This window comes from Arenimonas metalli CF5-1 (assembly GCF_000747155.1).
GTDB lineage: Bacteria > Pseudomonadota > Gammaproteobacteria > Xanthomonadales > Xanthomonadaceae > Arenimonas > Arenimonas metalli.
Window position 1 is genome coordinate 1 of the sequence record NZ_AVCK01000029.1, and the last position, 12,869, is coordinate 12,869.

Sequence of the window (12,869 nt, forward strand, 5' to 3'; positions counted from 1 at the left end):
CTCCCCGCACTTGGGAGAAGAACCATAAAAACGAAGCCCGGCGCTAGGCCGGGCTTCGTGTCTTGCCGTGGAGACTGAAGGATCAGTTCTGCACGTTCAACTCGGTGCGGCGGTTGCGCGCACGGCCTTCGGCGGTGTCGTTGGTGTCGAGCGGACGGCTCTCGCCGAAACCGTTCGGACCGACCAGGCGGCTGGCGTCGATGCCGTTGCTGGTCAGGTAGTTGTACACCGTGCGGGCGCGACGCTCGGACAGGCCCTGGTTGTACTGCTCCGAACCCACCGAGTCGGTGTGGCCGGCGACTTCAACCTTGAGCTGCGGGTACTTGGCGAGGATCTGCACGGCCTCGGCCAGGATGGCCTCGGCGTCCGGACGCAGGGTGTCCTTGTCGAAGTCGAAGTTCACGCCCTTCAGGTCGATGGTCAGCTGCACCGGGCAGCCGTCCGGACCGATGGCCTGGCCCGCGGCGGAACCCGGGCACTTGTCGTCGCAGTTGTTGATGCCGTCGCCGTCATCGTCGAGGTCGGCGCAGGTCTGCTGCGGGACTTCCGGTTGCTTGGTCGGCTCGACCGGGGCGGCCAGGTTGCCCAGCTTGACCAGGACGGTCACGCCGGCGAGCAGGTCGCTGAACTTGTCGGAGGTCGGGGCGACGACCGAGCTGTCATCGAACGCCGAGCGGTGCGCGATTTCGCCGCGCAGCGAGTAGCGGTCCCAGTTGCCCTGCACGCCGAGGCCCAGCTGGGCGGTCAGGAAGGTGTCCTCGCGCTGGCCGGGGGAAGCCGGGCTCGGGAAGGCATCGAACTCTTCCTCGGCCTTCTGCGCGCCGACGCCGAAGCGCAGGTACGGGTTCCAGCTGCGGCCTTCCTGGATGAAGTGGTAGCGGGCGTCGAGGGTGGCGCCGTACTGGCTGAACAGCAGCTCGCGGCCGTTGAAGTTCGGGTTCTGGTAGTTGATCTCACCATCGATCGACCAGTTCGGCGAGATGAACTTGCCCATGCCGAGGGTGTAGTACAGCGAGTCGGCAGTCTCGCGGGTCTCGTCCTGGAAGTTCAGGCCGGCGCCGCCGGAAACGTACCAGCGATCATCGAAATCCTGGGCAGCAGCGGATTGCGCCATGGCAGCCGCGGCAAGCAGGGCGCAGCACAGTAGGTTCTTCTTCATGACTTGGCTCCATTTAGATCGGGGGGTAACTTCATCACGGGGCAAAATTCGCCACCTCGTGGGCACGACTCAACGCTGACCACTTTTGCGTTAACGGGAATCTAACATTCAAACACCCGTCTCGCAAGCTTGCCCTTCACAACGTGAACAAATCCACAAAACGGTGGATCGGGGTCGCCTCGAAGCGCGACGTGTCGCCGGTAAGTGCAAGGATCTGCTCGACCTTCCGTCCCGGCAGCTGGCCCCGTGCGGCCGACTCGAACTTTTGCAGCAGGGCCGGGATGCCCTCCCCGCGCCGCTCCCGATGGCCGATCGGGAGGTCGATGGACACCTTGCCGGCGCTGGTGCCGTCCTTGAAGAACACCTCGACCGAATTGCCCACGCTGCGCTTCTCCGGGTCGGCGTAGTCGCGCGTGAAGGCCGGGTTCTCCCGGACCTGCATCCGTGCCCGCAGGGCATCGATGCGCGGGTCGGCCGCCACCGCGTCCGAATAGTCCTCCGCCCCCAGCCGGCCGAACAGCAGCGGCACCGCCACCATGTACTGCAGGCAGTGGTCGCGGTCGGCCGGGTTGGCCAGCGGGCCGGTCTTGTCGATGATGCGCAGCGCGGCTTCCTGCGTCTCGACCACGATCCGGTCGACCTGGTCGAGCTTGCCGGCGACCCGGGGGTGCAGCTGCATCGCGCACTCCACCGCGGTCTGGCCGTGGAACTCGGCCGGGTGGCTGGTCTTGAACAGCACGTTTTCCATCACGTGGCTGCCGAAGGGGCGATCGAACTCGAACGGCTTGCCGCCGAACAGCACGTCGTAGAAACCCCAGGTCTTCGCGGTCAGCACGCTCGGGTAGCCCACCACGCCCTTCACGGCGTTCAGGGCATGGGTCACCGCGCGGCGGCAGGCGTCGCCGGCGGCCCAGCCCTTGCGGGGCCCGGCATTCGGGGCATGGCGGTAAGTGCGCAGCGCGCCGCCGTCGGCCCAGCTGTTGCTGACGGCGCTGATGATTTCCTCCTTGCCGCCGCCCAGCAGGTGGGTCGCGACCGCGGTGGAGGCCAGCCGCACCAGCAGCACGTGGTCGAGGCCGACGCGGTTGAAGCTGTTGAGCTGGGCGTAGCTGCCCTGGATCTCGTGGGCCTTGATGGCGGCGGTGAGGACGTCGCGCACCGTCACCGGCTTGCCGTGCTCGCGCTCGGCCTTGCGGCTGAGGTAGTCGGCCACGGCCAGGATGGCGCCGAGGTTGTCCGAGGGATGCGCCCACTCGGCCTCCAGCCAGGTGTCGTTGAAATCCAGCCAGCGGACCTGGACGCCGATGTTGTAGGCGGCCTGTACCGGGTCGAGCTCGAAGGAGGTGCCGGGGACGCGGGCACCGCCCGGCAGGCCGGCCCCGGGCACGATCGGCCCGAGGTGCTTGACGCATTCGGGGTGGCGCATGGCCAGCATCGCGCAGGCCAGCGAGTCCAGCAGCATGTAGCGCGCCGTCGTGTAGGCCTCCGAGGAACCGATGTAGTAGTCGGTGACGTAGTTGGCGATGTCCACCATCGCCTGGTCGGGCTCGGGGCGCTGTGCGGAACGGATGTCTTGCTGGCTCATGGGGCGGCAGTCCGTGCGTGGCGATGGCGATGTCACCGTATGGTGCCAGATGCAGCCCCGTCTCGCCGGACCGGGGCCCACAGGATAACGGCGTCCGGCGCCGCGGCAGGACGCGTCCGCGGCTTGTCGCTGGCGGCCATTCCGGGCAAGGTGGAGCGCTGTTCCGGACGACCCGCCCGCCATGACCGCTTCGCCCTACCCGCACCTGTTCCAGCCGCTCGACCTCGGCTTCTGCACCCTGCCCAACCGCGTGCTGATGGGCTCGATGCACACCGGCCTCGAGGACCACGCCCGCGACTTCCCGAAGCTCGCCGCGTATTTCCGCGAGCGCGCCGAAGGCGGCGTCGGCCTGATGGTGACCGGCGGCATCGCGCCGAACCTGGTCGGCTGGCTCAAGCCCTTCGCGGGCAAGCTCAGTTGGCCGTGGGAGATCCACAAGCACCGCATCGTGACCCAGGCCGTGCACGGCGCGGGCGGCAAGATCTGCATGCAGATCCTGCACGCCGGCCGCTACGCCGCGCACCCGCTGCTGGTGTCGGCCTCGAAGGTGAAGGCGCCGATCAGCCCGCTGACGCCGCGCGCACTCACCGCCTGGGGCGTGGAGCGCCAGATCAAGGCCTTCGTCAACACCGCGCGCCTGGCCCGCGAGGCCGGCTACGACGGCGTCGAGGTGATGGGCTCCGAGGGCTACCTGATCAACCAGTTCCTGTCGGCGCGCACCAACAAGCGCACCGACGCCTGGGGCGGCACGCCGGAGAAGCGCATGCGCTTCGCGGTCGAGATCGTGCGGCGCATCCGCGAGGCGGTGGGCCCGGACTTCATCCTCATCTACCGGCTGTCCATGCTCGAGCTGGTCGAGGGCGGTTCGGACTGGGACGAGATCGTGCTGCAGGCCAAGGCGATCGAGGCCGCCGGCGCGACCATCATCAACACCGGCATCGGCTGGCACGAGGCGCGCGTGCCCACCATCGCCACCTCGGTGCCGCGCGCGGCCTTCGCCGGCGTCACCGCCAAGCTCAAGCCGCACGTCGCGCTGCCGCTGGTCGCCACCAACCGCATCAACATGCCCGAGGTGGCCGAGGACATCCTGGCCCGCGGCCAGGCCGACATGGTCTCGATGGCGCGGCCGCTGCTGGCCGACCCGCAGTGGGTCGCCAAGGCCCGCACCGGCCGCCGCGACGAAATCAACACCTGCATCGCCTGCAACCAGGCCTGCCTGGACCACGTGTTCGTGGCGAAGAAAGCCAGCTGCCTGGTGAACCCGCGCGCCTGCGCCGAGACCGAGCTCAACTACCTGCCCGCCGCCACGCCGCGGCGGATCGCGGTGGTCGGTGCCGGCCCGGCCGGCCTGGCCTGCGCCACCGTCGCGGCCGAGCGCGGGCACCAGGTCACGCTGATGGACGCCTCGCCGCGGATCGGCGGCCAGTTCAACCTGGCCAAGACCATCCCGGGCAAGGAGGAGTTCCACGAGACCCTGCGCTACTTCGACAAGCGCCTGCAGCTGACCGGCGTCGAGCAGCGCCTGGGCGCCGCGGTGGATGCGGAACAGCTGCTGGCCGGCGGCTTCGACGAGATCGTGCTGGCCACCGGCATCCGGCCGCGCAAGGTCGACTTCCCGGGCAGCGACCATCCCAAGGTCGTCAGCTACCTGGACGTGCTGGGCGGCAAGGTGCAGCCGGGCCACAAGGTGGCGATCATCGGCGCCGGCGGCATTGGCTTCGACGTGGCCGAGCACCTGGTGCACGAGGGCGAGTCGCCGACGCTCGACACTGGCCGGTGGCTGGCCGAGTGGGGCGTCGCGCCCGACTTCGAGGGCGCCGGCGGCCTGGCCAAGCCGCGCCCGGAGGCCCCGGCCCGCGAGGTCTGGCTGCTGCAGCGCAGCCCCGGCAAGCCCGGCGCGAAGCTGGGCAAGACCACGGGCTGGATCCACCGCTCGGCCCTGAAGGCCAAGGGTGTGCAGGCCCTGGGCGGCGTCGAGTACCTGGGCGTCGACGACAGCGGGCTGCGCATCCGCGTGGACGGCCGGGAGCAGGTGCTGCCGGTGGACCACGTGGTCGTCTGTGCCGGCCAGGAGCCGCTGCGGGCGCTGTTCGACCCGCTGGTGGCGGCCGGTCGCCAGCCCCATCTGATCGGTGGCGCCGACGTCGCCGCGGAGCTCGACGCCAAGCGCGCGATCGACCAGGGCAGCCGGCTCGCCGCGGGTTTCTGAGGCGATTGGCGATCGCCCGGGTCGCGGGCTGGAGTTTTCACTCCAAATAAAATCAACGGGTTGTGAAACCCCGTTCAGCGGGAGTTCGGGTTCCGGCCGTACCATGCGCGTCGGAACCGGCTCCCGTCCCCAGGACCCGCCGGCCAGATACGGCCCCCCAGCGCATGGCTTGGCGGGGTTTCCGGACGGCGCCCAACCTTCGACGCCCCGACCGGAATGCGAGCCCCGCTCGTCCATCCCCAAAACGCCAGGCCGCATCCCTCCCCCCGTCCCGTTGGAGACTCCAACAGGCGACCCGCCGCAAGGCGGACGGTGGACTGCGGCGCAACGGAGCAAGGAGTTCCGCCATGAAGTTGTCCTTCATCCTGTGGCTTGCCCAGGTACTGCCCCAGCCCGCCGCCGACCCGCTTTGCCTGGCGACGACGGTCTACCTGGAAGCCCGCAACCAGTCCGAGCTGGGCCAGCGCGCCGTCGCCGAGGTGGCACTGCGCCGCCGGGACAGCGGCCGCTGGGGCGAGTCGGTCTGCGAGGTGGTCACCGCCCGCAAGCAGTTCGCGCCGACCATCGTCCACCCGGGCCTGCGCATGAGGAATCTCGAGGCTTGGGAAAAGGCCGTGCAGGTCGCCTTCGAGGCCCAGCACGACTGGCGCCAGCCGGCCGGCCAGCGCAACGAGGTCGTCCCGGGCGCCAGCCACTTCGCCGCCCTCGACCTGGCCAACCCGGCCTGGGCCACCGCCCCGCGCGTGGCCACCATCGGTGACCACACCTTCTTCCGGGTGCAGCGGCTGACGCCGCCGACCGTGACCATGTCGGTGCCCACGGCCGCCGCACCGGCCGGCCCGCACGCCAGCCAGCGCCTCGCGCCCTGAAAAAAAGGGCCAGGTTCCGAACCTGACCCCGTTGTTCGAATCCCTGTGGGAGGGACTTCAGTCCCGATGCCTTTTGCCGGAAAGCATCGGGACTGAAGTCCCTCCCACGTTTTTTTTAGCGCTTGTCGATGGCGACGAAGGCGCGGTCCTCGGGACCGGTGTAGTTGGCGCTCGGGCGGATGATCTTGCCGTCGATGCGCTGCTCGATCACGTGCGCCGACCAGCCGCTGGTGCGGGCGATCACGAACAGCGGGGTGAACATCGCGGTCGGCACGCCCATCATGTGGTAGGCCGAGGCGCTGTACCAGTCGAGGTTCGGGAACATCTTCTTCAGGTCCATCATCAGCGTCTCGATGCGCTCGCTGACGTCGAACAGGACCGGGTTGCCGCCCTCCTTGCAGAGCTTGCGGCTGATTTCCTTGATGATCGGGTTGCGCGGGTCGCCAATGGTGTACACCGGGTGGCCGAAGCCGATGACGATTTCCTTGCGCTCGACGCGGGCACGGATGTCGGCCTCCGCCTCGTCGGCACTGCCGTAGCGGGCGATGATTTCCATCGCCACCTCGTTGGCGCCGCCGTGCTTGGGGCCGCGCAGCGCGCCGATGGCGCCGGTGATGCAGCTGAACAGGTCCGAGCCGGTGCCGGCGATGACGCGCGCGGTGAAGGTGGACGCGTTGAACTCGTGCTCGGCGTACAGCACCAGCGACTGGTCGAGCGCGCGCGCATGCGAGGCGCTCGGCGGCTCGCCGTGCAGCAGGTGCAGGAAGTGGCTGGCGATGGTGTCGTCGTCGGTCTCGACGTCGATGCGGCGGCCGTTGCGGGTGAAGTGCCACCAGTACAGCAGCATCGAGCCGAAGCTGGCCATCAGCTTGTCGGCGATGTCGCGGGCCTCGTTCACCGGGTGGCCGTCGCGCTCGGGCAACACCACGCCGAGCACCGAGCAGCCGGTGCGCAGCACGTCCATCGGGTGCGCGTTGGCCGGCACCAGCTCGAGCGCGTCGGTGACGATCGCCGGCAGGCCGCGCAGGCGCTTGAGCTTGGTCTTGTAAGCCGCCAGCTGGCTGGCCGTGGGCAGCGTGCCGTGCACCAGCAGGTGGGCGACTTCCTCGAAGCCGGCCTTCGTGGCCAGGTCGTGGATGTCGTAGCCGCGGTAGTGCAGGTCGTTGCCGCTGCGGCCGACGGTGCACAGCGCGGTGTTGCCGGCGGCGGTGCCGCTCAGGGCCACCGACTTCTTGGGCTTGGGCAGGGTGGATTCGGTCATGGCTCAGTCTTCCTTCTTGTCCTTGGCGAACAGCTGGTCGAGCTTGTCCTCGTAGGCGTGGTAGCCCAGGAAATCGTAGAGCTCGGCGCGGGTCTGCAGGGTGTCGATGATGTTCTTCTGGGTGCCTTCGCGGCGCACGGTCTCGTAGAAGTGCAGCGCGGCCTTGTTCATGGCGCGGTAGGCGCCGCAGCAGTAGAGCGCGATGTCGACGCCGGCGTCGCGCAGTTCGTCGGTGGTGAAGAACGGCGTGGAGCCGAACTCGGTGAGGTTGGCCAGCACCGGCACCTTCACCGCGGCCTTGACCTTGCGGTAGTCATCGAGCGAACGCATCGCTTCCGGGAACACCATGTCGGCGCCGGCCTCGACGTAGGCGACGGCGCGCTCGATCGCGGCGTCCAGGCCCTCGACCGCGGCGGCGTCGGTGCGCGCCATGATCACGAAGCCCGCGTCGGTGCGGGCATCGACGGCGGCCTTCACGCGGTCGACCATCTCCTGCTTCGACACCACTTCCTTGCCCGGACGATGGCCGCAGCGCTTCTGGCCGACCTGGTCCTCCATGTGCACGGCGGCGACGCCGATGCGCTGGAAGTTGCGGATGGTGCGGCCGATGTTGAAAGCGCCGCCCCAGCCGGTGTCGATGTCAACGAGTAGCGGCATGCCGGTGGCGTCGACGATGCGGCGGGCGTCGGTGAGGACGTCCTCCATCGTGCTGATGCCGAGGTCGGGCATGCCCAGCGAGTTCGCGGCGACGCCGCCGCCCGACAGGTACAGTGCTTTGTAGCCCGTGCGCTTGGCCATCAGGCCGGCGTACGCGGTGATCGCGCCCATCACCTGCAGCGGGGATTCTTCCCTGACGGCGGCGCGAAAACGCGCGCCGGCCGAATTCATGTCAGTCATTTCTGGTCCTTCATGCGCGAAGGCGACCCTCGGGTCGCCTTCGCTTTCGATCAGAGCAGGTGGGCGACGCCGGCGCGCTCTTCCTCGAGCTCGGCCAGGGTCTTGTCCATCATGGTGCGCGAGTAGTCGTCGATGGCCAGGCCCTGCACGATCTCGTACTTGCCGTCCTTGCAGGTGACGGGGAAGCCGTACATCACGTCCTTCGGGATGCCGTAGCTGCCGTCCGACGGGATGCCCATCGTCGTCCACTTGCCGTTCGTGCCCAGCACCCAGTCGCGGACGTGGTCGATGGCGGCGTTGGCGGCCGAAGCCGCCGAACTCAGGCCGCGGGCCTCGATGATCGCGGCGCCGCGCTTGCCGACCTTCGGGATGAAGGTCTCGCGGTTCCAGGCCTCGTCGCCAATCTTGTCCTTGAGCGAACCGCCGGCCACGGTGGCGAAGCGGTAGTCGGGATACATGGTCGGGCTGTGGTTGCCCCACACCACCAGCTTCTCGATGCCGGCGACGTCGACGCCGGCCTTGATGGCCAGCTGCGACAGCGCGCGGTTGTGGTCGAGGCGCAGCATGGCGGTGAAGTTGCGCGGGTTGATGTCCGGCGCCGACTTCATGGCGATGTAGGCATTGGTGTTGGCCGGGTTGCCGACCACCAGCACCTTGATGTCGCGCGAGGCGACGGCGTTGATAGCCTTGCCCTGCACGGTGAAGATCTCGGCGTTCTTGAGCAGCAGGTCCTTGCGCTCCATGCCCGGGCCGCGCGGCATCGCGCCGACCAGCAGGGCGATGTCGGCATCCTTGAAGGCGACCATCGGATCATCGGTGCCGACCATGCCGGCCAGCAGCGGGAAGGCGCAGTCCTCGAGCTCCATCATGACGCCGCGGAGCGCGGCCTGGGCCTTCTCCATCGGCAGCTCGAGCATCTGCAGGATCACCGGCTGGTCCTTGCCCAGCATCTCGCCCGAGGCGATGCGGAACAGCAGGGAGTAGCCGATCTGGCCGGCGGCGCCGGTGACGGCAACGCGAACGGGGGTTTTCATGTGAGCTCCTTACGAAAGTTCGGCGAAGAATTCCTGGATCCGCTGCAGGCCCTTGGGCAGCTGCTCGGTCGGGCAGGTGTAGCTGATGCGCATCGCGCGCGGCTCGCCGAAGGCCGAGCCCGGCACGCAGGCCACGCCCTTGGCCTCGAGCAGCACGCTGCAGAAGTCGACGTCGTTGGCGATCTTCTTGCCGCCATGCGACTTGCCGAAGGCGCAACTGATGTCGGGGAACACGTAGAACGCGCCCTGCGGCTTCGGGCAGACGACGCCCGGGATGGCGTTGAGCGTGTCCACCACCCTATCGCGCTTGGCCTGGAACTCGGCGCACTTGCCGGTGGGCACGTCCTGCGGGCCGGTGAGCGCGGCGATGGCGGCGGCCACCACCACTTCGGGCAGGTTGGTGATGTGCGAGGAGTTGAGCACCGTCAGCGCCTTGGCCACCACTTCCGGGCCGGCCATGAAGCCGACGCGCCAGCCGGGCATGCCGTAGGTCTTGGACAGCGAGTCCACGAAGATGACGCGCTCGCGCAGCTCGGGCCGCGCCTGCACGAAGTTGTGGTAGCCCAGGCCGTCGAACACCATCGTGTTGTAGATGTCGTCGGTGATGACCCAGGTGTCCGGATACTTCGCGACCACGTCGGCCAGCGCGGCGATTTCCCCGCGCGTGTAGACCATGCCGGTCGGGTTGTTCGGGTTGTTGAACAGGAACACCTTGGGCTTGGTCGCCAGCGCGGCGTCGAGCTGGGCCGGGGTGAGCTTGTAGTCCTGGCTGGCCGGGCACGGCAGCTCGAGGATCTTCGCGTTGAGCACCTCGGCGATGTCGGCGTAGGTGGTCCAGTACGGGACGGCGTAGGCGATGGTGTCGCCCTCGTCCAGCAGGGCCTCGGCCAGGTTGTAGAGGATGTGCTTGGCGCCGATGCCGGTGGCGCAGTGCAGGCGCGTGTAGCCGGTCAGCCCCAGGCCCTCGAGGTGGTGCAGGAAGGCGTCGAGCAGGGCATCCGAGCCGCGGTTGCTGCCGTACTGGCCGCTGTCCTTGGCCAGGGCCTCGCGGGCGGCGGCATAGACGTGCTCGCCGGGCAGGAAGTTGGGGACGCCGATGGAGAAGCTGACGATGTCGCGGCCTTCGGCCTTGAGCTTCTTGGCCTTGTCGGCGACGGCCATGATGGCGCTGGGCTTGGCACGGCCCATGCGCTTGGCAAGCTGGGGCATCGCAATCCTCGCAGGGTGTTGTGGCGGGGCGGAAAAACCCCGGAAGGATACCATGCACGCCCACCCCGAGGCCCCCGCCCGGGCTTCCCCACGGCACGCTTTCGGGCATGCTGGCGCCAGGAGGAACGCCATGGCCCCGACCCGTCGCATCCGCTGGCATCTCGCCTGGGCCCTGGCGCTCTGGCTGCCGCTGCAGGCCCTCGCCTACGACCAGAACCGGGTGGCCACCGACGACGCGGGCCGCCCGCTGCGCATCCAGGGCAGCGTGGTGGTGGTGGAGCCCGACATCGAGCTGACCGAGGTCACCGCCGGCGGCCTGCAGGAGCCCCGGCGGGAATGGTCGGAGGCGGCGCGTCGCCATTTCCCCGCCGCGGTGGCCCGCCTGCTCGACGAGGGCGGCACGGCCCGCCGGCCCGACTTCGACCTGCCCGATGACCTTGCGCCGGAGTCGCGCCTCGGACAGGTGGTGCGGCTCAACGAAGCGGTGGCGACCAGCATCGCCGTCTACACGCGCAGCGGCAGCTACCTGGCGACCAAGGACCGGCGGCTGGACTGGACCCTCGGGCCTGGCGTCGAGACCCTGCGCGAGGCCACGGGCGCCGACTACGCGCTGTTCACCTACATCCGCGACAGCTACGCCAGCAGCGGGCGCAAGGCGATGCGCGTGCTGGGCTTCCTGGCCGGCGCCGCGATGGGGGGCTACGTCGACATCGGCGGCGGCCAGCAGGTGGGCGTCGCCACCCTGGTCGACCTGCGCACCGGCCAGGTGGTCTGGTTCAACCTGATGTCGAACCAGTCCGGCGACCTGCGCGACGCCGAGGGCGCCGCCCAGACCGTGGACGACATGCTCTCGGGGCTGCCGCTGTGAAGCCGCGCCCCGCCCTGCTGCTGGCCGCCCTGCTGGCGCTCGCGGCGCCGGCGACGGCGGACGTGGACCCGGCGCGCCCGGGCCAGCGCCCGCCGGCCGGCAGCGACGAGGACGAACTCTGGTACGCGATGGACCGCGCCGAGCGCGACCTGCAGCAGCACCCGAGCCTGGTGCGCGATCCGGCGCTCAATGCCTACGTGCGCGGCGTCGCCTGCCGGGTCGCCGCCGACCACTGCGGCGACATGCGCGTCTACATCGTCGAGCAGCCGTGGTTCAACGCCTCGATGTCGCCCAACGGCATGATGATCGTCTGGACCGGCGCCCTGCTCCGCTTCCAGGACGAGGCGGAACTGGCGCTGGTGCTGGGCCACGAGTTCGCGCATTTCCGCCAGCGGCATTCGATCCAGCAGTGGCGGCGGGCCAAGCGCAGCGCCGCCTTCCTCGGCTCGTTCGGCCTGCTGGCCTGGGGCGGCGGCGCCGGTGCCGCCGGTTACCTGGCCAACATCGTCGGCGCCGCCAGCCTGTACCAGTTCTCGCGCGACGCCGAGCGCGAGGCCGACCGCATCGGCTTCGCGGTGGCCACCGGCCAGGGCTACGACGCCCACGCCGGCGCGCGGCTGTGGCAGCGCATGAAGGACGAGGAAGACGCACGCCGCTACGGCAAGCCGGTGCCGGTCTTCGCGAGCCACCCGAAGACCGCGGAGCGGCTCGAGGACGTGCGCAGTGCGGCCGACGCCAGCGGCCAGTCCTCGGGGGAGTCCGGCCGCGAGGCCTATCGCCTCGCGGTGCGCCCCTTCCTCGCGCACTGGCTGGAGCTGGAGCTGTCGCGACGCATGTACGACTCCTCGGTGCGCGTGATCACCGACTTGCGCAAGCACGCAGAACCGGAGCTGCAGGCCACCTACGCTTTCTACGAGGGCGAGGCCTACCGGCGCCGGGGCGACGAAGGCGACCTCGCCCGCGCCCACGCGCTTTATGCCGAAGCCATCGCCCTGCCCGTGCCGCCCGCGGCCGCCTACCGCGAGCACGGGCTTGCACTGCGCGACGCCGGCCGCCGCACCGACGCGGCGGCGGCGCTGCAGCGTTACCTTGAACTGGCGCCGGCGGCCGAGGACGCCGCCTTCATCCGCCACTACCTCGCCGAACTGGAGGCGTCGCCATGATCCGAGGGCTGCAGCGATGCGCGGCCATGGCCGCGGCCATCCTCCTGCTGGCCGCCTGCGCCAGTGGCGGCGCCGGCGGGCGGCTGCAGGAGGCAGGCGATGCGCGCGTGTTCGACCTGGCGCTGGACACCGACCTGGACTGGGCCCGCCTCAAGGCGCCGCGGCAGGAGCAGTGGACCATCGACGGCGCGCCGCTGAACCAGCTGCTGATCACCTCGCGCATCCGGCCGGGCGAGCATGTGTTCCTCGGCGCGCGGGAACGGCGCAGTCGCCCCGATGGCCCGTGGTTCCGGGAGGGCATGCGTCCTGACGAAGTGCGCGACCTCGTGCTCGACGGCCTGCGCGGTGGCGGCTGGGCGAACGTGCGCGGCAGCGCCCTGCGGCCGGCGAACTGGGGCCCGACCCCGGGCCTGCGCTTCGAACTGGCGCTCGACAACCCGGGCGGCCTGAAATACCGCGGCCTGGCCACGGCCGCCGAGCACGACGGCCGCCTGACCCTGCTGGTCTGGATCGCGCCGGCCGAGCACTACTACGGCCGGGACGCGGACGCGGTGTCGCGGCTGTTCGACAGCCTGCGGTTCGTGGAGTAAGGCGAGGCCGGGGCATGGCGCCCCG

The 12,869-nt window shown here is 69.7% G+C and carries 11 protein-coding genes; 5 read left to right on the forward strand and 6 right to left on the reverse strand.

Translation table 11 applies throughout. The annotated features are described in order from the left end of the window. Positions 1 to 82: 82 nt before the first annotated feature. Both N787_RS09725 and N787_RS09730 read right to left on the reverse strand, forming a co-directional pair. Entirely contained in the window at positions 83 to 1,159 is a 1,077-nt protein-coding gene (locus tag N787_RS09725; protein ID WP_034213213.1) for an OmpA family protein, read from the reverse strand. A 136-nt stretch (positions 1,160 to 1,295) separates the two neighbouring features. Continuing rightward, the gene (locus N787_RS09730; RefSeq protein WP_034213215.1) at positions 1,296 to 2,744 is read right to left on the reverse strand and encodes a bifunctional 2-methylcitrate dehydratase/aconitate hydratase; all 1,449 of its coding nucleotides are present in this window, start codon (positions 2,742 to 2,744) and stop codon (positions 1,296 to 1,298) included. A 181-nt stretch (positions 2,745 to 2,925) separates the two neighbouring features. On the opposite strand from N787_RS09730, the gene N787_RS09735 reads away from it, so the two are divergent. Then, a complete protein-coding gene (locus N787_RS09735) occupies positions 2,926 to 4,953 on the forward strand; it encodes an NADPH-dependent 2,4-dienoyl-CoA reductase (protein WP_034213218.1) in 2,028 nt (675 codons plus the stop codon). 347 nt (positions 4,954 to 5,300) lie between these two features. After that, positions 5,301 to 5,822, forward strand: coding sequence for a cell wall hydrolase (locus N787_RS09740; RefSeq protein ID WP_084590744.1), 522 nt, complete (start codon positions 5,301 to 5,303; stop codon positions 5,820 to 5,822). Between the two features lie 115 nt (positions 5,823 to 5,937). Here N787_RS09740 and prpC read toward each other — a convergent pair whose 3' ends face one another. The 4 genes from prpC to N787_RS09760 are packed head-to-tail and all read right to left on the reverse strand — an operon-like array spanning position 5,938 to position 10,223. Then, positions 5,938 to 7,083, reverse strand: a complete 1,146-nt coding sequence (gene prpC / locus N787_RS09745) for a bifunctional 2-methylcitrate synthase/citrate synthase (protein ID WP_034213220.1) — start codon at positions 7,081 to 7,083, stop codon at positions 5,938 to 5,940. A 3-nt stretch (positions 7,084 to 7,086) separates the two neighbouring features. Continuing rightward, the gene (gene prpB, locus N787_RS09750) at positions 7,087 to 7,980 is read right to left on the reverse strand and encodes a methylisocitrate lyase (RefSeq protein WP_034213223.1); all 894 of its coding nucleotides are present in this window, start codon (positions 7,978 to 7,980) and stop codon (positions 7,087 to 7,089) included. Between the two features lie 50 nt (positions 7,981 to 8,030). Next, complete coding sequence (locus N787_RS09755; protein WP_034213225.1) at positions 8,031 to 9,014, reverse strand: malate dehydrogenase; 984 nt, start codon at positions 9,012 to 9,014, stop codon at positions 8,031 to 8,033. Positions 9,015 to 9,023: 9 nt separating this feature from the next. Further along, positions 9,024 to 10,223, reverse strand: a complete 1,200-nt coding sequence (locus tag N787_RS09760; protein ID WP_034213226.1) for an aminotransferase class I/II-fold pyridoxal phosphate-dependent enzyme — start codon at positions 10,221 to 10,223, stop codon at positions 9,024 to 9,026. 130 nt (positions 10,224 to 10,353) lie between these two features. On the opposite strand from N787_RS09760, the gene N787_RS09765 reads away from it, so the two are divergent. The 3 genes from N787_RS09765 to N787_RS09775 are packed head-to-tail and all read left to right on the forward strand — an operon-like array spanning position 10,354 to position 12,844. Then, positions 10,354 to 11,091, forward strand: a complete 738-nt coding sequence (locus N787_RS09765) for a hypothetical protein (RefSeq protein ID WP_052575348.1) — start codon at positions 10,354 to 10,356, stop codon at positions 11,089 to 11,091. Further along, positions 11,088 to 12,254, forward strand: coding sequence for a M48 family metallopeptidase (locus N787_RS09770; RefSeq protein WP_052575349.1), 1,167 nt, complete (start codon positions 11,088 to 11,090; stop codon positions 12,252 to 12,254). Before N787_RS09765 ends, N787_RS09770 begins: the two co-directional genes overlap by 4 nt. Then, a complete protein-coding gene (locus tag N787_RS09775; RefSeq protein ID WP_156968977.1) occupies positions 12,251 to 12,844 on the forward strand; it encodes a hypothetical protein in 594 nt (197 codons plus the stop codon). Before N787_RS09770 ends, N787_RS09775 begins: the two co-directional genes overlap by 4 nt. The last annotated feature ends 25 nt before the right edge of the window (positions 12,845 to 12,869 follow it).